Annotated in this window: 31 protein-coding genes and 2 pseudogenes; 7 read left to right on the top strand and 26 right to left on the bottom strand. The window is 50.8% G+C overall.

Annotation, left to right across the window (positions count from 1 at the left end):
• Position 1: 1 nt before the first annotated feature.
• Both ACI2J2_RS23800 and ACI2J2_RS23795 read left to right on the top strand, forming a co-directional pair.
• Positions 2–527: pseudogene (locus ACI2J2_RS23800) on the top strand (phospholipase D family protein).
• Positions 528–536: 9 nt separating this feature from the next.
• Positions 537–860 carry a hypothetical protein gene (locus ACI2J2_RS23795; protein WP_127147014.1) on the top strand — a complete coding sequence of 108 codons (324 nt, stop codon included), beginning with the start codon at positions 537–539 and terminating at the stop codon, positions 858–860.
• A gap of 58 nt (positions 861–918) precedes the next feature.
• Here the strand turns inward: ACI2J2_RS23795 and traI are convergent, their stop codons facing one another.
• Both traI and mobA read right to left on the bottom strand, forming a co-directional pair.
• Positions 919–2874, bottom strand: a complete 1956-nt coding sequence (gene traI / locus ACI2J2_RS23790) for a TraI/MobA(P) family conjugative relaxase (protein WP_241390007.1) — start codon at positions 2872–2874, stop codon at positions 919–921.
• Positions 2875–2884: 10 nt separating this feature from the next.
• Positions 2885–3190 carry a plasmid mobilization protein MobA gene (gene mobA / locus ACI2J2_RS23785; protein WP_017891124.1) on the bottom strand — a complete coding sequence of 102 codons (306 nt, stop codon included), beginning with the start codon at positions 3188–3190 and terminating at the stop codon, positions 2885–2887.
• Positions 3191–3458: 268 nt separating this feature from the next.
• Between mobA and ACI2J2_RS23780 the strand changes: the two genes are divergently transcribed.
• Positions 3459–3800 (top strand): mobilization protein MobC, encoded by a 342-nt coding sequence (locus ACI2J2_RS23780; RefSeq protein WP_404760989.1) that lies wholly within the window; start codon positions 3459–3461, stop codon positions 3798–3800.
• Between the two features lie 131 nt (positions 3801–3931).
• Here ACI2J2_RS23780 and ACI2J2_RS23775 read toward each other — a convergent pair whose 3' ends face one another.
• From ACI2J2_RS23775 to ACI2J2_RS23760, 4 genes are all read right to left on the bottom strand, one after another.
• Positions 3932–4234 (bottom strand): DUF5983 family protein, encoded by a 303-nt coding sequence (locus ACI2J2_RS23775; RefSeq protein ID WP_404760988.1) that lies wholly within the window; start codon positions 4232–4234, stop codon positions 3932–3934.
• A gap of 47 nt (positions 4235–4281) precedes the next feature.
• The gene (locus ACI2J2_RS23770; RefSeq protein WP_128865575.1) at positions 4282–5100 is read right to left on the bottom strand and encodes a DUF932 domain-containing protein; all 819 of its coding nucleotides are present in this window, start codon (positions 5098–5100) and stop codon (positions 4282–4284) included.
• A gap of 446 nt (positions 5101–5546) precedes the next feature.
• Positions 5547–5696 carry a hypothetical protein gene (locus ACI2J2_RS23765; RefSeq protein ID WP_165366321.1) on the bottom strand — a complete coding sequence of 50 codons (150 nt, stop codon included), beginning with the start codon at positions 5694–5696 and terminating at the stop codon, positions 5547–5549.
• A gap of 60 nt (positions 5697–5756) precedes the next feature.
• Positions 5757–6209, bottom strand: coding sequence for a hypothetical protein (locus ACI2J2_RS23760; protein WP_404760987.1), 453 nt, complete (start codon positions 6207–6209; stop codon positions 5757–5759).
• Positions 6210–6913: 704 nt separating this feature from the next.
• Between ACI2J2_RS23760 and ACI2J2_RS23755 the strand changes: the two genes are divergently transcribed.
• Together ACI2J2_RS23755 and ACI2J2_RS23750 are read left to right on the top strand one after the other, a co-directional pair.
• Positions 6914–7117 carry a hypothetical protein gene (locus ACI2J2_RS23755; protein WP_404760986.1) on the top strand — a complete coding sequence of 68 codons (204 nt, stop codon included), beginning with the start codon at positions 6914–6916 and terminating at the stop codon, positions 7115–7117.
• A gap of 29 nt (positions 7118–7146) precedes the next feature.
• The gene (locus ACI2J2_RS23750) at positions 7147–7443 is read left to right on the top strand and encodes a colicin Z C-terminal domain-related protein (protein WP_404760985.1); all 297 of its coding nucleotides are present in this window, start codon (positions 7147–7149) and stop codon (positions 7441–7443) included.
• 66 nt (positions 7444–7509) lie between these two features.
• On the opposite strand, the gene ACI2J2_RS23745 is transcribed toward ACI2J2_RS23750, so the two are convergent.
• The 18 genes and pseudogenes from ACI2J2_RS23745 to sopA all read right to left on the bottom strand — a co-directional run bounded on the left by ACI2J2_RS23745 (position 7510) and on the right by sopA (position 21867).
• Positions 7510–7938, bottom strand: a complete 429-nt coding sequence (locus ACI2J2_RS23745) for a hypothetical protein (protein WP_404760984.1) — start codon at positions 7936–7938, stop codon at positions 7510–7512.
• Positions 7939–8268: 330 nt separating this feature from the next.
• Positions 8269–8712, bottom strand: a complete 444-nt coding sequence (locus ACI2J2_RS23740) for a type II toxin-antitoxin system HigA family antitoxin (RefSeq protein WP_404760983.1) — start codon at positions 8710–8712, stop codon at positions 8269–8271.
• Entirely contained in the window at positions 8709–9020 is a 312-nt protein-coding gene (locus ACI2J2_RS23735; protein WP_017891116.1) for a type II toxin-antitoxin system HigB family toxin, read from the bottom strand. The genes ACI2J2_RS23740 and ACI2J2_RS23735 overlap by 4 nt, the downstream gene beginning before the upstream one ends.
• 177 nt (positions 9021–9197) lie before the next feature.
• Positions 9198–9863, bottom strand: a pseudogene (locus tag ACI2J2_RS23730) (plasmid SOS inhibition protein A).
• Positions 9860–10324, bottom strand: a complete 465-nt coding sequence (gene psiB, locus ACI2J2_RS23725) for a conjugation system SOS inhibitor PsiB (RefSeq protein WP_404760982.1) — start codon at positions 10322–10324, stop codon at positions 9860–9862. The pseudogene ACI2J2_RS23730 and the gene psiB overlap by 4 nt, the downstream one beginning before the upstream one ends.
• 41 nt (positions 10325–10365) lie before the next feature.
• Positions 10366–11694: a hypothetical protein gene (locus ACI2J2_RS23720; RefSeq protein ID WP_404760981.1), complete on the bottom strand. Its 1329-nt coding sequence runs from the start codon at positions 11692–11694 to the stop codon at positions 10366–10368.
• Between the two features lie 54 nt (positions 11695–11748).
• Entirely contained in the window at positions 11749–12408 is a 660-nt protein-coding gene (locus ACI2J2_RS23715) for a ParB/RepB/Spo0J family partition protein (protein ID WP_404760980.1), read from the bottom strand.
• A gap of 681 nt (positions 12409–13089) precedes the next feature.
• Positions 13090–13596, bottom strand: a complete 507-nt coding sequence (locus ACI2J2_RS23710; RefSeq protein ID WP_404760979.1) for an antirestriction protein — start codon at positions 13594–13596, stop codon at positions 13090–13092.
• Between the two features lie 525 nt (positions 13597–14121).
• The gene (locus ACI2J2_RS23705) at positions 14122–14520 is read right to left on the bottom strand and encodes a hypothetical protein (RefSeq protein WP_404760978.1); all 399 of its coding nucleotides are present in this window, start codon (positions 14518–14520) and stop codon (positions 14122–14124) included.
• 424 nt (positions 14521–14944) lie between these two features.
• Positions 14945–15502 (bottom strand): helix-turn-helix domain-containing protein, encoded by a 558-nt coding sequence (locus tag ACI2J2_RS23700; protein ID WP_404760977.1) that lies wholly within the window; start codon positions 15500–15502, stop codon positions 14945–14947.
• 82 nt (positions 15503–15584) lie between these two features.
• Complete coding sequence (locus ACI2J2_RS23695; RefSeq protein ID WP_404760976.1) at positions 15585–15989, bottom strand: plasmid partitioning/stability family protein; 405 nt, start codon at positions 15987–15989, stop codon at positions 15585–15587.
• 2 nt (positions 15990–15991) lie between these two features.
• Positions 15992–16966, bottom strand: a complete 975-nt coding sequence (parM, locus tag ACI2J2_RS23690) for a plasmid segregation protein ParM domain-containing protein (protein WP_404760975.1) — start codon at positions 16964–16966, stop codon at positions 15992–15994.
• A gap of 256 nt (positions 16967–17222) precedes the next feature.
• Positions 17223–17564, bottom strand: coding sequence for a DUF3085 domain-containing protein (locus tag ACI2J2_RS23685; RefSeq protein WP_404760974.1), 342 nt, complete (start codon positions 17562–17564; stop codon positions 17223–17225).
• Between the two features lie 45 nt (positions 17565–17609).
• The gene (locus ACI2J2_RS23680; RefSeq protein ID WP_404760973.1) at positions 17610–18104 is read right to left on the bottom strand and encodes a hypothetical protein; all 495 of its coding nucleotides are present in this window, start codon (positions 18102–18104) and stop codon (positions 17610–17612) included.
• 461 nt (positions 18105–18565) lie between these two features.
• Entirely contained in the window at positions 18566–18925 is a 360-nt protein-coding gene (locus tag ACI2J2_RS23675; protein ID WP_404761015.1) for a hypothetical protein, read from the bottom strand.
• A complete protein-coding gene (locus ACI2J2_RS23670; protein WP_404760972.1) occupies positions 18922–19269 on the bottom strand; it encodes a hypothetical protein in 348 nt (115 codons plus the stop codon). The genes ACI2J2_RS23675 and ACI2J2_RS23670 overlap by 4 nt, the downstream gene beginning before the upstream one ends.
• Before the next feature lie 469 nt (positions 19270–19738).
• The gene (locus tag ACI2J2_RS23665; RefSeq protein WP_404760971.1) at positions 19739–20701 is read right to left on the bottom strand and encodes a ParB/RepB/Spo0J family plasmid partition protein; all 963 of its coding nucleotides are present in this window, start codon (positions 20699–20701) and stop codon (positions 19739–19741) included.
• On the bottom strand, positions 20701–21867 hold the full coding sequence (sopA, locus tag ACI2J2_RS23660) for a plasmid-partitioning protein SopA (protein WP_404760970.1): 1167 nt from the start codon (positions 21865–21867) through the stop codon (positions 20701–20703). Before sopA ends, ACI2J2_RS23665 begins: the two co-directional genes overlap by 1 nt.
• A gap of 892 nt (positions 21868–22759) precedes the next feature.
• On the opposite strand from sopA, the gene ACI2J2_RS23655 reads away from it, so the two are divergent.
• On the top strand, positions 22760–23122 hold the full coding sequence (locus ACI2J2_RS23655; RefSeq protein ID WP_404760969.1) for a hypothetical protein: 363 nt from the start codon (positions 22760–22762) through the stop codon (positions 23120–23122).
• A gap of 33 nt (positions 23123–23155) precedes the next feature.
• Positions 23156–24145, top strand: coding sequence for a replication initiation protein (locus ACI2J2_RS23650; RefSeq protein ID WP_404760968.1), 990 nt, complete (start codon positions 23156–23158; stop codon positions 24143–24145).
• A gap of 212 nt (positions 24146–24357) precedes the next feature.
• On the opposite strand, the gene ACI2J2_RS23645 is transcribed toward ACI2J2_RS23650, so the two are convergent.
• Positions 24358–24708 (bottom strand): type II toxin-antitoxin system RelE/ParE family toxin, encoded by a 351-nt coding sequence (locus ACI2J2_RS23645; protein WP_404760967.1) that lies wholly within the window; start codon positions 24706–24708, stop codon positions 24358–24360.
• A complete protein-coding gene (locus tag ACI2J2_RS23640) occupies positions 24708–24935 on the bottom strand; it encodes a type II toxin-antitoxin system Phd/YefM family antitoxin (protein WP_404760966.1) in 228 nt (75 codons plus the stop codon). The genes ACI2J2_RS23645 and ACI2J2_RS23640 overlap by 1 nt, the downstream gene beginning before the upstream one ends.
• Positions 24936–25131 lie beyond the last annotated feature (196 nt).

The following is a 25131-nucleotide window of genomic DNA, read 5'->3' as shown; positions in this document are numbered from 1 at the left end:
CATGCAACGCTCTGTTATCCGACCGCTCACACTGGCATGGCTGCTGGCGGTGCCATTCGTCTCGCTTCCCGTACAGGCCTCACCAACATTCAGCGTAGGCTTTTCCCCTTCTTACTCAGCCAAAGCCGCCGTATTGGATGTGATTAACCAGGCACAACAGACGTTGAACGTCGAAGCCTATTCGTTTACTGACAAGGGCATCGCCAGGGCACTACTTGCCGCAAAAAAAAGAGGTGTCACCGTTAGAATTATCGCGGACCGCAAGGCCAACAGCGATAACTACGTTTATGGCCAACAGTGGCCTCAACGTCCGCCTCAACGACAAATATGCTATATTTCACAATAAGATAATTCTGGCTGACGGTCATACCTTGCAAACCGGCAGTTACAACTACTCCTCAAGTGCAGATAAACGCAATGCGGAGAATGTACTGGTAGTACGCAACCAACCCCAGTTGGTGACAGTCTATCAACAAGAATTCGAACGGCTATGGCTGGAAAGCCAGCCCCTTTCTCCTAACTACTGAGGCACCGGTATGAGTGACAAAAACCTGGACTATCGGCGCGGCTATACTGAACTGGTAAGGCTGTGTGCAATGATGTTGATGGCTCTGACGGAAACAGAGTCCAGGGAAGATGACACCAGACCGGTGTTGACAACCGAGCGGGCGGAGAACCTGCGTGATGAGTGCGCCAGATTGCTTAATCTCTTTGTCGCCCAGGAACAATTCGATGTTGATAAGCATGATGCGATTATGCACCGTATGATGGCCATATTCACTGAGATAAACGGCAACGACAGTAACGCCTGGCTAACTTACCAACCGGCGCTGCAACAGCTGCACAAACACCTCAATTGAACACCCAATATAAAGCCGGCGCAGTGAAAACTGCAGCCGGCTTTTTTCGTTGTAACGATCACTGTTGAGGACGATATCCCGAGCGGGGTTTGCTCTGTTCGACATCCGGTTGTTCAGCGGCAGAAAGTTTATGTTGCCCCTCGCCCGTTGAAATAGCCTGAGAAGACGCGTCATAGCCTGCCAGAATCCGTTGTTGCGGATCACTCAATGGCAGAGGTGTATCCCCACCTTCATTGAACCAGCGAACCAGGGAACAGGCCTGCTGAACAAATGCCGACTCACCCTCAAACTTAAGGTGCTCCCCACTTTTATTCTCCGCTAACGCCATCCCACCGGCGATATGCTCTCCCTCATTCACGCGATGATTACCCACTTCGATCCGCTCACCTTTATCCTGAAGCTCGACACACCCATCACGCACATACTGCACCGTCCCATCACGCGTAACCTGAGTGGCATAACCTTCTAATGCAAAGGCCGGTGTATCGTCAGCCACGGCGCACACAATGCTGTTGGTTGATATCGGTGCGGTACGTTGTGTCCGTTTCATGCGATACGCAAATGCACGCAGTTGAGCGATGGCGGCTTGATCATGACTCAAGGCCTGCTGCTCTACCCATTCACGATAAGACAACCTACGGTTAGCGGGATCGGCTTTGAACGCAGCACGTTCTTCCTTAACCGCGAGACGCAATGCTGCCATGGCTTTCATGCGCTCGACTTCAATAATGTGGTACGTCAATTTCCGCAGCAACGGATCGCCAACGGCGACTCTGGCACGCGCTTTCTGCCAGGCAAAGCGTTTTGACTCATTCTGGTAGCGTCGTTTGACGACACTTGCATCTAACCTTGGTCGTTTCCAGGTGTGTTTATACGCCTGGTACCGCGCCTTTAAATCTGCACGTGCATCCGCTCTCGCCAGGCGGCGCTCGAGGCGGGCAGTCAAATCACGCGCATGCAATGTTGGCTCATACCGGAATTCATGCACAATGGCATCAGTCGCTGTCGTAGTGTGATCTTTAGTATAGGTACCCACATTTTCCAAGGGCTGGAACAGACCCAGATCTTTCTCCAGACAGCCCAGCGTAAGGTCAGGATGAACGCTACTTGCCTTCACCGGAGGAAGCTCGGGATTGTCGATAGAATAGATGGCCAGCCCTTTCCCTTTCGGTTTCAACGCTAACCCGGCATTAACTAAAATGCGGTGAACATCCTTCCACGTCAGGTTAGGATCGGCCATAGCCTCATCAATTTTAAACCCACACTCGGTGACGGCGTAGGTATGGAGGCTTTCAACATCGGCGTAATACTCCAGTGCCTTTGCACCAGAGGGAGTCAGGCTTTTCTCGCGTTTGGAGCGAACAATTTCGCCCTGCTCGTTAACTGCAAAGAACCCGTTCGTCGGTGTCCAGTTGTACTTGAGTTCTAGTTCACGTGCTGCTTGCTGCAGACGTATGCGAGTGAAAGAATCATCGGCAGCTTTGTAGGTTTCTGGGTGAATACGGTTGGCTGCAACGTGGCAATGGATGTTGTTCGTGTCCGTATGGATCGCCGCGACGTACTGATGTTCAGACATACCCAGTGCCGATAAACTGTGACGAACACTATCAAAGATGTGTTCCGTTGACGGGTTATCTGTTTCTGGCCATGACAGGAAATAATGCAGCACGGGATCCTTGCAACGCGTGTTCTGCAGTGCGACTGCATTCATCTCGACCGATGCAGTCGTGATGTTGAAGCAGTTCGTCTCACACATGACGCCATCAAACATCACCTGCGTATGACCATGAGGATCAGCATGCATGATTTGCTGCAAGTCCGCATCGCCATTACGACTGATGTAATCAACGAGGTGGTTAAAAATAGCGTCTTTCGAACGGGGGCGTCGCCAGCCTGGGTGCTCGGGTTCCAGTGGAGTATCGGGTTTATCTTCGTCGCGGACAACGGTATAGGCGACCAGCTGTAAGAAGCTGCTCTTGCCATCACGCCGTTTTTCCGGGATTCGAATAATCATGCTGTCAAACTCACTCCATACCCACTTTTAATATTGCCTTCTGGATCGCCATCAACACATCAGAATACTCTTTACTCATCACCCCACCGCCCTCTTTAAACAAGTGCTTTTGCAAGCCACCCAGGCGCCGGAGTTCCATAATCAGCTCTGTATCACACTTGGCTTCTATACGACGACCGAGCGCGCTACGAAGCATGAAGGCACCTATGCTGAGACCTGCTGCGTCAGCCTTCTTCATGACGGCATCTTTGTCTTCGGGAAAACAACGAATACTGGGAAGCAGGGCTGTTCTGTTCCGGCTTTCGCTTTTACTCATGGTGAGTTTTCCCTTCTAGTCTCGTCAGAAAACAGTCTCGTGGGGTGTCGGGGCTCTGCCCTGACCCAGCGTTTTGTTGAACCGACTGCGTGCAGGCGGTGCTACAAAACACATCTGGTCCCGCCTTTGAAACCGGATATCTGTATTATGGCTGATATCATCTGTTTTGTCATTACACCATGGGAGAACTTTTTCGGGAGTTGTGCTCGTTGAAGGCATTCGTATACTATTGTCGTTATTGAGATTAATGAGAATGGAGACGTTGAACATGGCAGCAAAAAATCAGTACAGCTCAGAGCAATTAGAATTGGCTAAAGTTCAGCTTGATGAGCTTCCAGATTTGAGTAAAGAAAGACTCACTGGAAAAGAAGTTCTGGAAGAATTGAAAGACAAAATCATTCTATTGGCTACGCAAAAAGGGTACACCGCCAAAGACATTAAATCCGCCCTGGAAGCATGCGAAATCACGGTCAGTGAACGTTCCATTCAGGACATTATAAAAAGCACAGTTTCCTCGAAGAGGAAAACAGTAACGCCACGTAAGTTGAAAACGATAAATAATGTAAAACCTGATTCAGTTCAGAGTGGTAATTCAGCTGCACAGAACTAAAAATCGTCTGGTTACGGTTCAATACCGTAACCAGATGAAAGGTAAAATGTACGCACAAAGATGGATATAGCTGAGATGTGTACAGCATTCTCCTTTAGCACTCGATGTGCTTAAGGAGAATAAGAGGATTTTCACCAGTAATACGTGGGCATCTCGTCTATTGTATCCCCATCAGCATCAAACTTAATCATATTCAAATCGTGCTTAAGTATCATTGAATAGACAAACCTTCTAAATGCCTTTGACAATCCTAACGCCTTTAATCGCAAAACGATGTATCGGTATCCCCACAGGTCAATAACAAACCCATACTCATATCCCATGATCCAGTTGTACTTCTCTTTAGCAATCAGCCCAAGAGCCTCATTGTCTGCAAATGTCATGTGTGCCGTGCTGCACACCAAACACCGCTTTATCTCGACGGTTTTTCTCATCTACAAATCCTTATGGGCGGCACGTGACCACCGCCCATATACAATAATTATTTCAATGCTTTCATCGCTTCGGCCATTTTCCACAATGCATTATTGAGTTTGATATCACCCGTAATGCCATTCACTGCCCGCGTTCGACTACGTTTCCCTTTCGCATTTCGACCATCAATACCCCCCTTGATCATGTTCTCCTGGACACGTTGATAGGTTGTCCATAAGTCCGGGTTATTGTCCTCTCTGCGCCTTGCCTGCAACACTTGTTCTGCGGAAATTGGTTGATGCGTGTCGAAGTATTTGTAACCCAATGCAGCATCTGCGTAGAGCATTTGCTCATCACGATTTAACGTTATGGATTTCATCTCTTCACGTGATTCCGTCACTTTATCGAACAAGCCCAGCACCTCATAAGCCCCATCGATAACTTGCCCAACCACGTCCCCCTTGTGAGGTACACGAACCTCACCGAACGTATCACCGCACACCAAACCGTTATTGCACACGAAACGGAAAACGCCGGGGATCATCTGGTAACTGCTGCTGCCGTCATGGCTGTTTAGCAAAATAATTTCCGGAACTTCATCATGTTGACCGAAGCCATTACGACGCAGGCGTAGCATATGGCGTGTATGCCCACGCTTGCCTTCATCACGAACTTTTGTCTGACAGGCGTAAAACGGTTGGAACCCTTCTTCCCGGAGTTTATCCAACAGGCTGATCGTTGGAATGTAGGTATAACGCTCACTACGGGAGGCATGTTTCTCCTCTGAAAAAACGCTGGGTACAAATGTTGCCAACTCGTCGTTGGTCAGCGGGCGATCTTTACGGATGACATTGGCGCTGCGGAAACCTGAATATAATCTTTGCATTTTAATTCTCCCAAACCCTGTTTCTGGTGTTACTCCCCTTTCCGGCGTCGCCGGGCGCGGAGCGTCTTGTGCTGTGACATTGAGACCGGGCCGGGGTACAAGACGAAACCACAAGGGCACCACCGCAAGCCGCATGCGCAAGCGAATGACTGAAAGGAATGAGTGCGAACGGGTGAGGATGGAGGCGCAAGCGAACCCTTGTGGGGTCGACGCCCCGGCTTAGCGTCTGTCACGGGAAAAGACACTCTGAGCCCTGCCTGTTGGCAAGGAGTGACACCGAAATAATTCACCTGGCAAAGCCAGGTCGCCTTAGTGTTGCCGCAATCTGTGGCAACAGTGAAAGCGGCGCCGGCGAATAGCCGGCTGCAAGAGCGGGGGTGATTCGGGAGGTGCCGGCTCAATGCCGGCGGCGCCCGATTGCCGCCCCGAGGGGCGGCACAATAAAGCTAACAGGTATAACCACGCTGAATTTCCAAGTAGCGCAGTAACTGCGCCCACTCAAACACTTTTAAGGCGGGGACACGCGCCGGTTTACGCGCATTACGTTGTTGCAAGATGTAGCGCCCGATCGTCTCGATATATTCATCAATAATCATTTTTTGCTCTCCGTGAGAAATGATGTCCCGCTGCGTTATAGCAGCGGGAAACGAGGGGTTTTAGGCAGCAACTTGCGCCGATTCTGTTTCACGAAATGCACTCACACGCGCCATGATCTGGCTGTGTGGCAGCGTGACATGATCGCGGAGTTTGAAATGTTCGTCCCCGAGTTTGACGTAAATGTCGGTTATGTTACCGCTGTACATTTCCATCATTTTGAAGGACGAGTAACCCGCGCTAAATTGCCAATCCAGCGGCGGCAACATTTCCAGCTTTTCCATGTATTCGTCTTTGCTGATGCGCTGAACCGGCAATTTTGCCGCATCATTCATCGCACGCAGGGCCGCGTCGAACGTCATCAGTTCGCAAGCTGGCTTGACCTGTTGTAACTGCGCCAAGGTCTGGCCGCAGGATGTGACATACTCCCCATCCAGCCAGATAGCCACACCAACCGGCCACATTGTTCCCGGCACATAAAAAACCATCTGCTGTTGTTGCTCGATCGTTGACATAACCACTCCCGTTAGTCAGTGAATCAGAAGCCGCGGCGACTTCTTTCTGGTGTATACCCCTTTTGGCTTTTTGCCGGCGCGGGGTGACTGGCGCAGTGACAACTTGACCGGGACGGGGTATCAGCTGACGATGCAAGGGCGGGACCGCAAGCCGCATGCGCAAGCGAACGACCAACGGGAGAGAGTGCGAACGGGTGAGGATGCCGGCGAAGCGAATCCTTGTGACGTCAGCGCCCCGGCCCAGGGTCAGTCACGGGGACGGACGCCTTGCGCGTAGCCAGGGCTAAGGGGATACACCAGAAAGGGCCAGGCTTTTGCCTGGCGGCATCAGCGAACGACCGCACAAGCGGTCGGGCAGTGAAAGCGGCGCCGGCGATTAGCCGGCTGCAAGCGTCTTGTCTTGCCCTTTAGCCATCAGACCCTCGCGATAGCCCGAAACCCGCAGGGGTTCGGCGGAGTCTGAGACGACGGGAAACCGGCGGAACTGACGGAGTGGGGCTGACGACCCGGCAGCGCCGGGGAGCCGAAGGGGGCCAAGCCCCAAGTTATTTAAGAGATGTAGTTCTAATTGTGAATAAATTAATGGGTAATTAATTTTACTGTCACACGGATGGATGTTGTGCCATAGAAGACACATATTTCACAAGATGCTAAACCCTGCAATAAATTGTAATTTTGATTTTCCATTAAACCAAGGAGTCATCATGGAAGTCAAAAATTCAGTTTTAACACACAGAATCCTTTTTATTTTGAAAAATAAAAATGGAATGGATATTAGTTGCCAATCAGAAATAATTGCAACCAAAGAGCAAGCTCTCGAATATTTTTCTAAGGCTGTCGAAGGATTATCCATAGATATTGTAGATGTATCTGATGAAAGTCAATGGGAAAGTGAACATACCCATTAATTTTTAATTTTTATTTAGAGGATTAATTTATGAGTTCTATTGTTGTTTGGGCTCCCCCTATGTTTTGGGGACCGTGGATGAAATTAGGCGGTCATACGGCAACCCTAACTTATAATGTAAGTTTCGATACAGTTTCGAATGCGCCGTCTGCATGTGTACTCCGCGTCAAATGGGCTAAACTTGGGCCGAAAATCACCGAGATCTTAGGCCCTCCAGGAAGTGCAACCATCACTTGTTATGGAACCGGTACTGATATGGTACAGGCGAAAAGCTTTAGCTTGGGGCAAATGCTCAGGGTTGATTCCGGGCTGCCTATGCAACTTTAATCTGATTTAAGTAAAGGGAGCCATGATCATTTCATCATGGCTCATACGTATCATGGAATATTTCTTCTATTTATTCATGCCAGCAGCTAAACGATATGTGTGATTAAATAATGAATTGGTAAATTCTGGGGTTAAGTGTTTTTCTTGTGAAGATATAACCGTCTGTTGAATATAGGTACCACTATTATATTTACTTTCCGTTAACACGATTTTATAAGATGAATAAGGTTTCTCACCGAATGAGATAGACAACTCATACCCTTTACCTTTTGTTAAACGAGAAATTTTTTGTTTCTCTGGGCTTTCATTGTTAAATGAGAGATTATCCTCTAATGTTTTCATTACTGTAGCAATACCTACTGGTACATAACTTTCTGATTTAACCGTTTTCATTACGTCGACATTTCCATGTCTGACTTCATTTTCTTTATATTCACTGGCGCAACCAGATATACCAATGATTGACATCATACAAAAACCAACTAACGCCTTCATTTTCCCATCCTTGTAAATATGAATAATTAAATAACCTAGCTTAAAATAGACCATTACTTCTGATTATTCAAACCCATAAATCATGTGGTCTATCGGACGCAGCCCGGTAGAAATTCGGATATAATCCATGATACTTCTTTCACAAAAACAATTAATCTTTCTAAGATAATAATATCAACATTCATTTATCACGAAAAATCTGGATAATTATCATCTTAGAAAGTTTTATTTCAAATCACGTATGCGAGCAAAAACGGCGCCGCAGGCGCCGTCTCTTGGTTTCAGTCTCTGAGTTTGGCCAGACAAGTTACCAGGTACCCACCTGCCCCATCAAATAAACAAATCAGCAGGGACATTAAAACGTGTCGCCAGCGCCTTGATGTGCTGCACAGTCAACGCACGGCGACCACTGAGAATGTTACTGACATTGCTTTTAGACCCCAATTCATCTTCCAGATCAGCCGCTTTCAAACCATGCTGATCCATCAGGGTACGCAACGCGGCGACCCCGGTAGGGATCTCCGCCAAGCGGCGGTTAAACGCCTCAAATTCCGGGGCGCTGTTTTCATACTCTGTAATTTTGGCCGCAAGCGGTTCAAAAAGCGGGTTGCTCAGTTCGTCGCGATCGACAAGATACTCAATCAGCTCAAGGGCTTTTTTGTATTCAGCCTCGCTTTTATCACCCGTCATCAGAGGAATGCATTTCACCGCGTTGGCAAATGTCGCGATCATGCCTTCGGCACTGGCGGCGTCGAGATGAGTGGCAACAGTCATTCTTTATGCTCCCTATAATACTTGGTTAACTTGTCGTATTCGGCATGAGTCGCAATGTGCTTAACAAAAACTTTTTGCTTTTCAAAGTCGATGAAGGCCATAAGCCGCAACGTATTGCCGGACACATCGATAACCCACCACTTTTTACGGTACTTGAAGTTATCCAGTGACGGGATCGCTCTTTTCATTTCATCCGGGCTGTTGAAGGTCTTTTTTTCCAGAACCCGCATCAAATCCAGAAGCGCCAATGCGCTATTAGGGTATTTTCCGGCAGCCTCGTTAAACGGCTGTCTGCTAATTACATGCACTGCAGATCCCTCTACCCTGTTTTCATCTTGAAAACATTGTACTCTCCAATTGTATTGTTTTCAAGTTGAAAACTATGATTTCACCTCATTGAGCACGCATTTCAAACCGCACCCATCATAGCTTTCGTGCCAGTTTATTCGGGATAAGTAAGGCGTTGAACATCCGTTCGGCCTCGGTCAAATCCCCTTCAACCCCCGTAGCCTTTCCATCACAGTCCAAAGAGCGTCGTTCTTGTAGTGCGAAAGTTGACTGGCTGCAATGCACGGAAACCGCTCGAACCAAGCAAAAAATCCCTCGCTAAGATCGTCTTCGTAAATATCTTGTTTACTCCAGTACGCGTACCACGCCCCAACCGTCGACGGGGTGGCAAATGCCAGCTCAACTTCGGCCTGCGCCAGCAGGGTCTGATAGCGCCGACGCTTTTGCTGTTCTTCCCGTGACCGCTTCCGCTCTCTGCGCTAGTACTGCATATCCCACTTACGTTCGCGCCGCTCATGGAAAAGTTCGACATAGGCCGGGAACAGTGTTGCCACAACGTCACCAGACAGCGGCAGCGGGCTATATTGGCCTCCGCTTTCGATCAGCCTGTCCAGTGCCTTAATGTATTGCGCAATGGACGCCCCGCCCCGCTCATCCGGAGAGTAATTTGACGATAGCAGACGGATGTCGTTCGCTAAAATCTGCCCCCGCCCGTTGTTCAACACTTTGAAAAATGCCTTGGCATACGGAAATTCTGCGATCCGCTTCCCCTGTTCTTTCTTACGTTCGACCAGCACCACCGCATGAATGGCAGCTTGCTGATACTCGTTAACCAGCACCAGTGAGCGATTGTTCGGGATCATACGCAAAACCCTCCCATTCGCAGCGCAACTACCAGTTTCTCCGGGTGGGTGAATCCATGACGGTAGTACTCTCCAACAACCTTCAATACCCGATTAACCGTCTCCGGCTCAAAATTGTCTGCGGTATGCACCCAGGCAATGCAGTCACCCTGGTTAGCTGTTGACGATGTTCCCTGGAACGGAATAACGGCTGACCAGCCCGGCACGTCCGCCCCGGCACTGCACAGATAAATCGCAGTCAAATCATCACCTTTCGGGCTTATCCGGCAGACAACCGGTACCTGCCCACAGAACTCGCACACCTCCTCCGCATTCGCTATCCAACCCGGCGGTAGCGCCAGACTACCCAGCACCACATTGTTTAATTTCCGCCGCCACTCCCTGCCACGATCGCGGTACTCTTCCAGTTCGGTAGCACTCATTCCGGTTAACTGCTCAAGGCTCAATCTTTGGTTTTTCATGGCCTTGTTCTGCCGCCTTCTCGGCGGCAGATCCCTGTCAGTTAGGCGGCGGTGCGGAAGTCAGCGGCAGTATCAGTGTGGCTGGTCGTGCAGGTATCCACATCACCGGTGCTCTCCAGCTCGGTCTGCGACGGCTCTGCGGGTGGCATACAGACAGGCAACCAGTGGGTCTCTTTCAGTACGGCCTCGGCGAATTCCGCCGCTTCTTTGCGTTTCATGCCCTCGGCGTCGCTTGCATTACCAGCACGACCGGCGCTGTTGAGCGCATCAACGATCTGGTCTTTGGCAATGCGTGAGAAATAGTTGGCAGAGGACGGTTTCCACCAGTCGCCGATCTGGAAGCTCAGCGCTTTCTCAACACGCGCCAGCTTGGTACCCACGCGGTTGTCATGCAATTGGCACTCTCTGCCATCAAGACCGTGGGAGACACAATAGGCCAGCAGCGCCAACACGTCTTCCTGCGGCCATTCCAGCAACCAGTCGAACCCGTCAAGCCAGTCCTGCGGGAAACGGCTCAACCAGCCCTCATGCAATGCGTTCAGTTTCTGATTAGCGAGTCCGTTTTCACTACCTGCGTCCGTCGACTGGTTCAGGCAGCTACTGCGCTGGCTGTCCACGGAGGTATGCAACTCGCTGAAATAGCCCTTTCCAAAGATCTTGCGAGTCAAAGTGAAGGTGTGCAGGGCAAGAGCAACCGTGGAGTTTTGAGCCAGTGAAGCGGCAACCGCCAGTGTGCGCTCGGCAGACAAGCTGCTGACCAGCACCTGCGACAGCCCTTTCTCTGAGGGTGGGGTTTCTTTATTGGCTTTTTCACGCTCGGCCTTCTCGACCAGTTTGATGTCCTCCATCTTCATCAAGCCGCGTTGGATATGAATTTTTCCGTCTTGCAGATAGGCAACCACACCAGCCGTGTCGCGTACATCCAGCGACCATTTGTTGATTTCTGCCTGCTCGTTGATCTCGGCAATACGTGCGTTGATTTGCCCGATGCGTGGGGCGTGCTCCCACTCGTCATCGGCGTCAGTGCCCTCGAGCAGGCTTTCGAGCAATTCTTTCTCCGATTCCAACTGCTTAACTTCTGCATTCTGCTCGTCGTTCAATTTGGCATAGGCATAGAGCACATCGAAAACCTTTGCATCGTCACCCCAGCTCTTAACTTCCTTGCACCGGCCTTGTGTCCATGCCCAACCCTCTTCTTTCGCGACAACGTCCGCCGCGTCCTGCAATTTGGCAAGCGCCATCGTTTCCAGTTGCAGCCGATTGGTAAGGATGATGCTGTCAGCGAACAAATCTTCACGGGTTTCACCACCTGCCGCTTGGTAGGCGTCCAGCCCAACAAAATCGACCAAATCACTGTCTACCGCTGACACTTCATCGCTCAGTACGCTTTCCCGGAGCGCTTTTGGTGTACGGTATTGCTCGTATTAATTACCCTTTTCCCATGCCTGAATCTGGCGCTGATGATCGTCACTGGCACCCAATGCGGCTAACTGGTCGAAATTGATGTTGTTGGTTTTCAGCAGTTCCAGCAGGGCTGGCGCGACGGTCGTCAACTTGAGGCACTTTTTGACATGAGCTGTGCTGTAACCAAGGATGGCACCGATCCGCTCAACAGACGTTCCTTTCTCCGCCATCACGCGGAAGCTTTCCAGTTGATCAGCAGGCTCCAGATTAGAACGCTGTACGTTTTCCGCGATAGAGATCGCATAAGCATCGTCTTCACTCACCTCCAACACGGCAACGCTGAATTCTGGCGTCACCGAAACACCTACCGCAGATCGTCCCTGTTCCATCAGCACGTTGAGGCCCAAACGGCGGGTTTCACCGGCAGCAACCCCGTATAACCCATCAGCCATGCGGTACACGACGAGATTTTGCAACAGCCCAGCACCCTCGATACTGGCCGCTCGCCCTTCAATATCAGCCTTCGTGCGGGGCGTAATGCGCGCATTGAGAGCCGTCGCAGCCAGTTCCTTGAGCATGACATGTTTAAACTTGGCCTTGGCCAGCGTCGCTTCAACAAAATGAACAGCATCCGTCTTCACGGTTTTTTTTGCACTAGGCTTGGTCGTGGTCTTAGACATGGGTAATTCCTCCATCATTGATAAAACGTGCCCAGAATCCGCCCTATCCGGCTTCTTTCTGGTGTATTCCCCTTTTGGCTTTTTGCCGGCGCGGGGAGTCTGGCGCCGTGACACAAAGACCGGGACGGGGTATCAGCTGACGGAACAAGGGCGGTGCCGCAAGCCGCAGCGCAAGCGAGTGAACGACCGCAGGGAATGAGAGAGTGCGAACGGGTGAGGACACCGGCGAAGCGACCCCTTGTGCTGTCTGCGCCCCGGCCCAGAGTCTGTCACGGAGACAGTCACCTTGCACTGCAGCCGCAGAGAGGGAAGACACAGGAAAGCACCAGGCCTTTAGCCTGGTAGCCTTAGCGACTGGCCGCACAAGCGGCCGGACAGTGAGAGCGGCACCGGCAAACGGCCGGTTGCAAGCGCCAGCCCTTAGCCTTTTCGCCATCAGACCCTAGCGATAGCCCGAAACCCAAAGGAGTTCGGCGGAGTCTGAGACGCCGGTGAGCCGGCGGGACCGACGGAGTGGGGCTGACGACCCGGCAACGCCGGGGAGCCGAAGGGGGCCAATGCCCCTATTCTATGAAATTAGTGCGTTTTTAATCGAAACAACCGCGGCACCAGGAGCACCGCTGAGAGGGCCAGATAAGGACTATCAGGGAGAAGATCCGGGCTGATCACCCGGACACATTTTTAATCTATGGCGCGAAAGATCAGCTCTCTTTCAGGATGTTTTATGATGCTGATATAATCTTTAAGCGCATCCTGCCGATCGACCAATCCCTGGCAGGTCGACGCATATTCACTTCCCATTTCTGAAACTTTCCATGAAAGATGATTCAAAATAAACAGCGTCGCGATGATCCCGGCAGCATCAGCCGACACATCAGCGTCAAAGTAGTTGCCCGGAATAGTCAATCTGTACGTGCCTTCCGCAGGAGCAATGTACCCCGTTGGCCGGGTTGTGATGATATCCGTCCACGGCGCGACATGGCCGTTTATCCCGCGCGGAACCTCGTAGAAATTCCACATCCCCCCATCGTAATTACTGTGTCTATGCAAAAAATTCATCGCCATGCTCTCACCCAACGGCGTTGCAAACAGCTTTGGAATAAACGCCAAGCGCCGACGGGCATCGGTAATTTCGATTTTAGTCACGTATTCAACGTCGGACTGGGCAATATTGACTGGGGCATTCATATTTTTCTCTCCGGCTTCTTTATGGTGCTAGGCGCCTCTATCCGCGATGTCAGAGTGCGGGGAACGTGTTGCTGTGACACAAGACCGCCCAGTTCCATCAGGGGCAGAAGCAAGGGTGATACCGAAGCCGCAGCGCAAACCCCGACCTGAGGGAGGGGGTGCGAACGGGTGAGGAAGCGGGCTTTAGCCTTTACCCTTGTTGATGAACCGGAACAGGGCAATGTCTGTCACAGCAAAAGTGATCACCGCTGACAACACGCAGAGACGAGCTCCGACAGAAGCCGTTGGCAACGGCTTGCCTTAGCGGCCGCCAATGGCGGCCAGTCCTGCGCGCACATGCTGGTCTCACCAGGACAATAGTGCAAATGCGCGCACCAGGCACAGAGGTCGTCGTCTGAAATCGCGCGACCATCAGACTGCGCTGGCTGATCCCCAGAATAAAAGGCAACACGGCGGTATCGGTTAGACAGCATCATCATTATTCTCCACATGTCATGGTAAGGCGCCCCACGGGCGCCCAGCGCCTTAACCGCCGTAATTTGGGACGTTACCCAATACGTATTCCGGGCCGACAACGCGGGCATAGCCGTACTCGTCCCGCTCTTCTGACCATTCCAGATCGTCACTGGCACTGTCGATATATTCACCACACGCGTAGACGTGATAACCGCAGAACCCTTCGCCTGCCTCACTGAACGTATGAATGACATGACAGGAAAACTGTTTACTGAGCGCTCTGATATCGCCACATTCCGGAGGAGCCCATCGTGTATCAAAATCAATCTGCACTGTCCCGTCCAATACAGCCACATCAGGATCTACGTAGTTAAAAAAACCTTCACTCATTGCAAAGTCGGCCACAGCTGCCAGTTGTTCTGGTTTTCCAGTCACGATAATTCGGTTTGCACACCAGTTCGGCATCATTCTTCTCCAGTCAGGTTGTCGGATATCGGCTTGCGCCGTAGCCAAAACACAGACGTGCGCAAAGCGGAGAATGCAGGGGCCGTACCGCAGGCCGCAGCGCAAATGACTGACCGCAGGGAGGGAGTGCGAACGGGAGAGGATACGGGCAACGCGAACCCTTGCAGGCGTAGCGGCACGGCTACGTTCGGGCTACGGCGTAAGCCCAGGCGACGCCATACCCTTTTGATCCCCGCCTGCAGGGCGGAAAAAGGGAAGAAAGCGCGGACGTTAATATCAGGGGATCGGTCGCGGCCGGTTCGAGGCCGGCAGTGACCGTTGGGAGGAAAAAGGAAAATGACAATGCAGACGGGAGTGCGATGTTTCGGGGCCCCGGCCCTGCCGGGGATCCTTTTCGTGGCCAGCCCTGGCCACCATAAACCCTGTGCTAGTTCACGTCGATATTGACCAGTTGATCCAGCACCTGCAGCAGCCTGGCGCACGGATAGGTTGACCAGACCGGCAACAACGTGGCCAGCGTAACAGCCTGGGCGGCCAGCATCAGCCGACGCGGCAAAAGCCCCTGCTCATAGTGCTTGACGGTCCGCAGCGAAACACCCAGATAATCCGCGGTCTGTTTTTGCGTCCAACCCAGCGAACCCCGCCATGCCTTCATACCTGCAGAAGGCATAACTAGCGATATCACGCCCCTGGACTGGGGTGTTGTCTGGTCATGCCGCGTTAGTGCCTGCAGTTGCAAAACAATTTGCGGTTGGTCCATCCGGAGCAAATCGGGGAGCAGGCGGATCAACATCAGTGTCTGGATCCCCAGACGAGCCGATCGGGACACGCCGCTATTTTCATAAGTTCGATAAGTCCGTTCTGACACCCCCAGAGCCTGGGCAGCATCCTCTTGCCGCCAATGGCTACCAGGACGTGGCGAACGCGCCTCAGACAGCGTAAAATATTGACCGGCACGCCATAATCTCAATTCAAAAACATCCATGCATTGCCATCCCTTCTAAAAAAAGGCAATTTTTGCACCCTTAAACGCAATAATAAACACAAAAACCGGCAATAATTGCCCCTTAGAGCAATTTACCCAGTTTCTTGCGTGCCTCTCCCAGGGGAGCCAATTCGTTGGGTTTCTGAACAGGTTCGACCGGAACCACCGGTCGACAATCATCACCGGACAACGCCGTAATCACGTCGCGGATCGCCGCCATTTCGGGTTTCCAGCCGGTTGTCTGGCTGACCAGGTTGACCAGCTGCTCGCTGGTCAACTGGCCGTTATACATCGTGGCCAACAACACCGGTAACCGTGGATCGAGCTGATGTAATGCCGCCGTTGTGATGATGGCATTACGCAGGAAATCCCCGCGGACTCGCTGCGAAATGGATTCAACCACATCCAGGGCATGGCGATCGGCTTCGCAGTCCAGCTGCAAATAGCTGGTAAATTTACGGCGGGTCTCACTGCTGTTATCGCTCACGGTTATCCCTCTTGTTTATACAATGCCATTTCACTCGCCAGCGCCATTTGCGGGCTTTCGACCAGCGTTATACGCTCTGCCGGCAGTTTCCAGGCTTTTCTTACCGCGGATTCTATCAGCGGAGCGCCCCCACCGACCAGCCAAACCCGGTTAACGTGGCGGAATCGCGCCAGTTCATTCACCACACGATCGCCAAGCCGGGTGATACCGTGCTCTATCGCGGCGATAACGTCATCAACTCGGGAAGCATCATTAATCAGCTGCGACAAAAAGGCGCGATCATGGCGGCGCTGGATCACCGTATCAGCAACATAGGCGCTCGTATCGCTGTCTGCCATACGCAACGCTGTCAGCGCGGCCTGTGTCACCATCGAAACACCAATCGTTGGATTGCCGTGGATTGCCGTCACATCGTCGAACTGCCCGACAATGACGCCGGCATCAAGCGTTGTGCCGCCCAAATCGATAACCAGGGACGTTTCCAGCGGCCCGACATTCTCCCGCACCAGAGGAGAAAACACCGCAGGCAGGGATTCTGGCATCACTTCAACAGCCTCCACGGTAAAGGCCTCCCCCTTGTTCAACGTCACAGGTCGAAGCAGGTTGTCGATTTTTCGCTGAATATTAACCGTGTTTTTCTGACAGTCTTCGGTATAAAACTCACTGATCGGCAATGTGACGGTCAGCTTAACCGCTTGTGGCTCCACGCCACTGTTTAGCAAGGCATTATGCACCGCCAGAAGATTGGTATCACCGTACTGATACTCAATGTGAGTCGTGCTGATCGCCTGTTGGCTGACATCGTCAAAGGTGTACTTCACGCCATCAACGAGATAGTTGAACGTGCGACGGCTGCCGATACCATCGATTTTCCATCCCTGACGGAAAGAATTGGGTGACAAGGTCGTGCGTAAATCCCCCGCCACATACCAGGCCAGTTTCACATTGGTAGAGCCATCATCACAGCAAATATGCATTTTACACCCATTTAGTTACTCAATTTGAGTATCATTATAAGAAAAACATAGATTACATCAAGATATAGTTACTCATTTTGAGTAAAATAAAACACCTAATATGAGTTTGTTATGTCCTCACCCGCGTCGTTACGCATCAAACTGAGTCACTTTATGATTGAAGAGCCCCCTACTGGCCCCATTGATACTCAGCATGAGTATCAATGGGGCTTTGTCGCGCAGCGGTACTGTCATGAACGCGAACCGTGCGACACTTTTAACCCACCGACGTCATACAGAACTCGGTTTGTGTAATGAGAAATTCAAGATGACCTTGTTTCTCGAGCAGGTGGTCAAAGGTCAGATCGTCCGACGGGAGGCGCTCCATAAAGTCGTCCCCACCACATAACCGGCAGGCGTCATCAAACACGTCACCACTGTCACGGATCGTCGGATCCAACCCTACAGCATAGGCCAGTAACCGCTTTCCTTTGGTACGCGCTGCCGCCATTAAATACACGCCTTCATCCTTGACCAGCAGCACATCACCCCCCTGTTGACGTGCTTCCGTGATCACCTCAAATGTCTTTTTACCTTTGAAACAAATCTTGTTATTCATAGCGATATCCAATTTTTTAATGGGCGACATTCATCGCCCTGATGATTATTTGTAGACTTCGGCGATGACGGTGGTCAGTGCATTCTGGTTCGACAACGGCTCCAGACGGGCACTCAGCAGGACCAGTTCTGTCGCCAGTAATCGGGCGGCGACACTGAGATGTTGATCATGCTGTTTTCGACTATTGATGTAGCTCAGCAGGGCGAATGCAGCATCCGGGTGACTTGCCTCCATCGCGGTAAACCCGGTGGTTTCCGCGTCAAAGTGCCCCATCGCTGTCAGTAATACTGCCTGTCGCCATAAAGGAAAATCGGCATAGACACCGGCGGTGTGCAGGTGTTGCCCAAGGTGGTAGAGATCGGCCATCAAATCGGTGAAAACCGTGGTGACATCGCGATCATCGCCCGGGCATCGTTCCAGGAACGCCAATACGGCTTCCGCCGCCCCGGAGACGCGGACCAAAGTGGCCTCATCCTGCAGCGCACTGTTCGTCTGGTTGGTGGCCAGTTCGGCCAGAACCTCTTTCAATGATTTCGTCATAAACCCTCCCGTTTCTACTTCTTTCTGGTGTATACCCCTTTTGGCTTTTTGCCGGCGCGGGGTGACTGGCGCAGTGACAACTTGACCGGGACGGGGTATCAGCTGACGATGCAAGGGCGGGACCGCAAGCCGCATGCGCAAGCGAACGACCAACGGGAGAGAGTGCGAACGGGTGAGGATGCCGGCGAAGCGAATCCTTGTGACGTCAGCGCCCCGGCCCAGGGTCAGTCACGGGGACGGACGCCTTGCGCGTAGCCAGGGCTAAGGGGATACACCAGAAAGGGCCAGGCTTTTGCCTGGCGGCATCAGCGAACGACCGCACAAGCGGTCGGGCAGTGAAAGCGGCGCCGGCGATTAGCCGGCTGCAAGCGTTGGGTGCATTGGTTCCTGCCGGCTCAACGCCGGTTGGAACCAACAGGGCAGCAAAAACAGACAGAAAAGGGGCCATGCCCCCCTTCCCCTTAAACAGCGTGTAATAACGTCTTGAATTTCGTGACCATGTCAACCATACGAAGCCTTTCGCTCCAGCCGTTGGCGTAGTACATCGGGGTATGCCTGACTTTAAACATTTTCATCGTCAACGTATTTCCGGTATAGACCGAGGCCGGTAATCCCAATAGCGCAAGCTGGATAAAACACATATCCGCAGCCAAAGGATCGATATCTGTACAACGGATATAGAGCACTTGTTGCGGGTTATACCCTTTAGAGAGCAGGTGTTCAGCAGCGGCGATCGCCATACCGCCCGAACCACTGGCAGGTTCATCCAACGTGATAAACGGACGATGTTCCAGCTCTTTAACATGGTCCCCGAGTGTCAGGGCGGCAATGAGTCGTGAGACTTCGCACGGCGTGAATAATTGCCCATCGACGACGAGCCAAATTCAAGCTCCATAAATATCCCGCCCAGCAGGTCATCCATTCCCCCTTCCATCGCGTCGATTAAGAAACAAAACAGTTGCTGCATCTTCTGCAGATCAATAGCCTCGTATCGCTTACAAATCTGAACCGCTTCTTCCCTGCCCTCCTCTGACCGTACTCGCGCCAAATCGAGTTCGTTAGCAGCCAGGCGAATGAAGTCGCGGAAAACATCGAGACGACGGTGATAGGTCGCGATAACAGAGAACGTTTTGATGAATTGTTTTCTGGCTTCGCGTGGCGTCATATGCGGCGTACATTGAGCCGGGGTTTAGAGGGCTAACAGTGCATCGAAGGAAAGTTGGTTGCTCATAGTGTGTCTCCCTTGGGAGACAAGAACTCATTTTTCTCGCCATGGCGCGAAAAAAAGCTCGCCAGTCAGGCGATGGGGCAGGTACGACGGCCGAAGCCGTATGCGCAAACGAGTGGAACAACGTGAAAGGAGTGCGAACGGGTGATGCCGGCGGCGCCAGAGAATACTTGCCACAGACCAGGGCGGGGCTAGATTAAGCGCGGTGAAAGAATGAGTTAATTATGGAAATACATAATAAAGAAATCTCTTAAAAGTTTAGTGCGACCTCAATTTTCTTATCATCGAGTTGATTTACTAAATCACGAAGTGGGACCACGGTCCCATCAGTTGAAAAAAGCAACTTAGGATAATCAAAAGTAGACGCAAAAATTAAAGTGGGACCACGATCCCACTTCAAAAGCGATTATTCATGCGTTATTGCATGCTCAGCGAGCAGAGTTTCAATACGTTCAATCAGAGAAGCAGGCGCATCCGTCAGACTAAAGGACACTGCATTTTCTGAGTATTTCGCCTCAATACCAATAGCAAACTTACGCACGGTGACATCTGGTTTAGTTCGAGTGACCGGCATCAGGCGTTTTAGCAGTTCTTCAGTACTGAATGTGACACCTTCAGATTGCTGTTCGCGTAACACTTGAGTCAGCAGTTTTAGCGCTGCAAAATCAGACTCATGAAACTTATAGAGCATTTCACCGCTACGAGCGCTCAGTTCATTGGGATTCGTAAACAACTGTAAGGTTTCAATTGGCAGTTCCGCGGTTTTTATACAGCGCTGAATAATCTTGCGTGAGATGTTCTCAGCTTCCGCGAGATGACTGACGTTCCCATTAAATTCAGAAAAGAGCCGACGGGCATAGCGTAACCCACGCTCATATGCACTGGTTGGCCGATAATCATTTCCGATTTGAGATAGCCAACGCATCTGTGCATCGTTCAATTCACCGACGAGAACTTTGTACTCACTGCCAGTCAGAATGGCGGCCTTACGGCGTCGACTGCCATCCGCAATTTCGACAAGGCCATTCTGACTACGTCCAAAAGCGGGGGACTGTTGACCTGACGTTAGAAACGAGGGCAACAAATCATCAAGGGATGATTCGGTCAATAGGTCCTGAAGACGTTCGTTGCCGGCAAAGATGGTCGTTTTGACTTCTATTTGATCCGAAGCGATGGTTTTCAGAACAAAGGTCACATCCTCCCCACATACCGGCAGGGTGATAGAGTTGCCTTTCATCGTGCTAACACGTGAAGAAAGCTGGCTTACTGCGGGTGCCGAAGGTGAGGGTTCACTCTCTTTTACCGGAACCGCATTAGCTTCATCAAAATTGATCGTCGGTGCATGACGTAATACAGGGGCTCTTTTCATTACGCATTCTCCCAACGCGTTTTGATTAATCGATTATAGATCTCAGCACAAACCGGTTCCCAAATGGCCACAGCGTTACGCCAGGCAGCCGGCGTAGAACGCTGATTCGCCGCTTGCTCGAAAACGGTACGCATCCTCACCTGGCCTTTTCCGACTTCATCTGTCACACGCACCACTTCCTTCAGAACCATCCCGCCCCAGGCGTTACGGATTTGGTCGTCCATCCATTGAGATTGGCTACCGACTGCATTGCTGAATTTCGTGATAAGGACGCGAACATCGGGTTCAAAACCGTTCAAGTCAATATTGAGCATCAGATCGCGCAACATGGTAAAAAATTGCAGAGTAGAGACATAGTCATAAAGCTCCGCCGGCGTAGGAACGACAATGACATCTGCGGCACAGGCGACATTAATTGTCCCTATCCCAAGATTGGGAGCACTGTCCAGCACAATCACATCATAGCTGTCCCAAACAGATTCAATGGCAGCCCGAAGAAGAAGGTGCGGCGCCACAGGGAGTTTCCCCGCATCATGCAACGGATAAATTTCGGATTCTATGCGGTGTACAGCCAAGCAGGATGGAATGATGTCCAGATTGGGCCAGCACGTGGGTTTGATGGAATAAGCAGCATCGTCACGCTGACCCATATAATAAGGGAGAAGGGTATCTTCCGGATGAATATGCAAATCCGGAACATAGCCATGATAAAGCGACGCAGTTGCCTGAGGATCTGTGGCGTCAATTAATAAGACACGTAACCCTTGTAATGCCATCCATTGAGCAATATGTACCGATGTGGATGTTTTATAAGCCCCCCCTTTATGAGCAGCTACCGCAAGGACAACAGGATCCTGTCCGGCTGGCCTTGTTGGGCGAGTACCAAATACATCTCTCATTGCATTAATTTGCTGTATTGAGTATCCGGTGCGTTGCTCAACCCGCCCAATCATTGCAGTTTCCGGGGATGGCAACTTTCCTGACTCTTCATAGTTTCGGATCGTTTGCGCCGTGACACCCACAAGATCTGAAGCCTCAGTGATCCGCCAACGCCGGGTAATTGCTCGAGCTTCCGGGCTGTCGTTACCAAATTGCGCTTTAGCGATTTCCTGCGTCATAAATTGACCACGTTCTATACAACGATCCAGCGTTGACTTGAGATCCATGTTATCCCTTATTCAGTTTTTTGCATCTTTATAGTAAATCATCAACAAAAACGCAAAACAACAGTTATAACGCATAAGGAGAAAAATAAGGCATAAACGTGACGTATGTCAGCAGAAAGTAGATCCTGCGTGATCATGAGGACATATAAAGAAGGGATTGAATGATCGAAGGTCATAAACACATATCCGAAGGATATTTGTTATTTTATTCTTTTTAACTTTCTCTTTTCCGGTTAAATTATTAAATGTAATCAGTGCGTTACATGTTTACGTGTGGAGTTTCTTTCTGTCTTCCGTGGATCTATTTCATGATCTACGTGGATCCTTTTCATGCCAGATGAAGAAGGAATTTCTGTTGATAAATTATGATGTTGGATTCTAAACGGCACTTTTATTGCTACAGGACTGGCCTGAATCATCATTATGCACCTTGCAGGAGTCAGAGGAAAAGGTGGAGCAATTTTCTGCACCCAAACACTATGCATACTGAACGGCTTAACCTGTCGGTGTGGTAGGCGGCACGAGAAGACGGCTCACCGGTGGAGATTTTTCCTGTTGCATCTCTCTTTACTGTACAACGGGTTACTCTCATCGGTGGAGGAATTTTCTGTTCGCGCGTCAGGAAAGGTGGCCGTATTTCCTGTTGAAGGTGAGTTACAGGTGGAATAATTTTATGCACCAGGCGGTGAGTAACTGTGGAGACATTTCCTGTGGTTGAGCACGAGTGCTGTTTGGCCCTGTACGTGAGGGAATAAATTAGGGTGGAAAGATTTTCGGTACCTGCAGCGTGTATGTGGAGAGTTTTCCTGCATGAACTGACAACATTGTGGAGAACCGTTCCTGTTCATGCAGTAAATAAAGGTAGAAATTACCTGTCCGGCGGTCAGGTAGGGTGGATAAATTTCCTGTTGAAGGGGATCAGAAAAGGGTGGAAGGATTTCATGTGCATGTAAAGGGTCGTAATGAGATCTTATTCTGTATACAGATTGTTCTTGTACCGGTTTTTTATTCCGCGCCTCACCTGAAGAAAGGGAAGGGGAATATTCGGGGTATTTCTATGAGTGGAGACATTTCCTGTTTGCGTGCGGTAAAGGTGGAGAGTTTATCTGTGGTGGTAGTGATGTCTCTGGGGGTCCTGACATTGCCGTTGGGAACACAAGTGGAATCATTTCCTGATGTGCATAAATTTGTTGTGAGGAATATCATGGATCAAGGGGTGAATACGATTTACGCCCCCCTCATTAATGTGGAATAATGTTCCTGTGTTTCCACATTATGGATAGAGCGAATGAATCATGACACATTGACTGTGGTGCAGGGGAACGATCTTCTTGAGGGCGCCTATGGCGTAACACTGGACGAAATGCGCCTCCTGAATCTGGCCCTTGCGCAAATTGATAGCAGAAAGCCACAACCGGACATGTTGTACACGCTTTATCCTCGTGATTACCAGCGCATTTACGGTGTCAACCCGACCAGCAGCCACCGCCAATTGCGCGATGCTGCTGACAGCCTGATGAAAAAACCGGTGACGATCTACAAAGAAGACCGGAATGGGAAGGTCCGAACTGTTCAGCTTTCCTGGTTTTCGCGCCTTGAGTATGTCAGCAATGATGACCACAGTGCGGTCGTACTACGTTTTGGGCAGGACGTTGCCCCTTATCTGTTTGAACTCAAAGAAAGCTTTACCAAACTGGACTTTATAAACCTGGCCAGACTGGATACGCCTTTCTCGATCCGTCTTTACAGCTGGCTGGTCAAGGCGCGCAACCTGACACGGTACCGGAGTCATGGGACCATTGAAGTCACCCTCGAGATCGAATGGATGCGAGAGAAGGCTAATCTGCAAGGAAAATACCAGGATTACCGGGACTTCAGGCAAAAACTGTTGCAACCCTCTCTCGATCGCATCAATGCCTCGACCGATATCTCGGTGATTTGGGAACCTGTGAAGATAGGCCGTTCCGTCCATGCCATCAAATTTACCTATGTCGATGAGTCCGCACCGGAAGCGGTAAAACCGATGCGCCCACGCCTGCCTCGTCGCCCTCATGTAACCGCAGGAACGGCTGCTGAAGGGGAATGGGCCAGAAAATGTATTGCACTGTTGACCCAGTATATGGCGCAGTTGGAAGCCTATGATCCTAATGAAAAGGTGAGTGTGCCGGACTTAAGAAAACTGGCCGGCTGGTATAAGAAAGTGGGGCACCGTGAACAGGAAAGAGAGACTCTGGACGCCATCAAACGCCGGGCACAACGTTGGAAAACAGCACAGTGATCGGCGTTTACGGGTGCGAGTCCGCGCAGGGTAGGCAAGGGATGTCAGGTATTGTATTGATTTAATTGCGTAAAATTACCAGGTGTGTCGCTGGCTTCGCATTTTACGTCGTAGCAGGTGACTCACATGCCTCTCTGGTACCGGCAGCGTCAGCTAGCACCCCGGTTCTGGGGGGACTGGACGGTCTTGCTCAGGAAACCAATATGAACATCTTACTGCCATTCCAAAATTCGATTGAACAACAGGCTGGCAATATGTTGTTTTTGGGATAAGACGGCATGCACATAAATCACGCCGTCTTTTTCATTCTGTCGCGTACTGTACAGGACACGATAACCGTTGGCTGTGTTGCATTCCCGGTATTTGGCGCACCCCAATTCCAGGAGTTCCTGACAGACGGGGCTTCCTTCGGGGAAGAGGCCCGTTTTTTCTTCAAATTCATCCAGCACATTCACGATCACCGGTTTGGGATCCACCTGGCGAGATCGCAGAAAATGGGCGATGGTTTGTATCGTCATTTTTGCGGTTGATGAATAAATAAAAGCGACGTTACCCTTGGCCATCAAAGTGTGTCCAGGAGCTGATCACGTGTAAACGTGCGGCCTAACTCAATATCTTTCTCAGATAATGTCATCAGTTTGAGTAGCGCAATGCTCTCGTCTCTACGAACACGGTCGTCATAGGATTCGATAACATACGCAGGGTGGCCATTTTGCGTCACTATCAGAGGCTCGCTCAAATCGAGTTTGGCTGCATTCTGCTTTAAGTAACTGATCGTCTCGATTTTCATGATATTTCCTTCTTCTGCATCATTCGAATAAGTCTAAATATAGACTTAATACAGTTTTATCACAAGCCATCAATGTGCAATGTTGCGCCATGGACAAACCGCATTCAGGATAACGGACTGATTGCCCGGATTGAGATACGTGTCCCGCAGGGCAAAGTCAGGGGGACCTGCGTTTTTGTTGTATCACCGTAAGAAG

Source organism: Serratia sp. NPDC087055 (assembly GCF_044900985.1).
Taxonomy (GTDB): domain Bacteria; phylum Pseudomonadota; class Gammaproteobacteria; order Enterobacterales; family Enterobacteriaceae; genus Serratia.
This window is presented reverse-complemented; position numbering and strand designations above follow the sequence as displayed.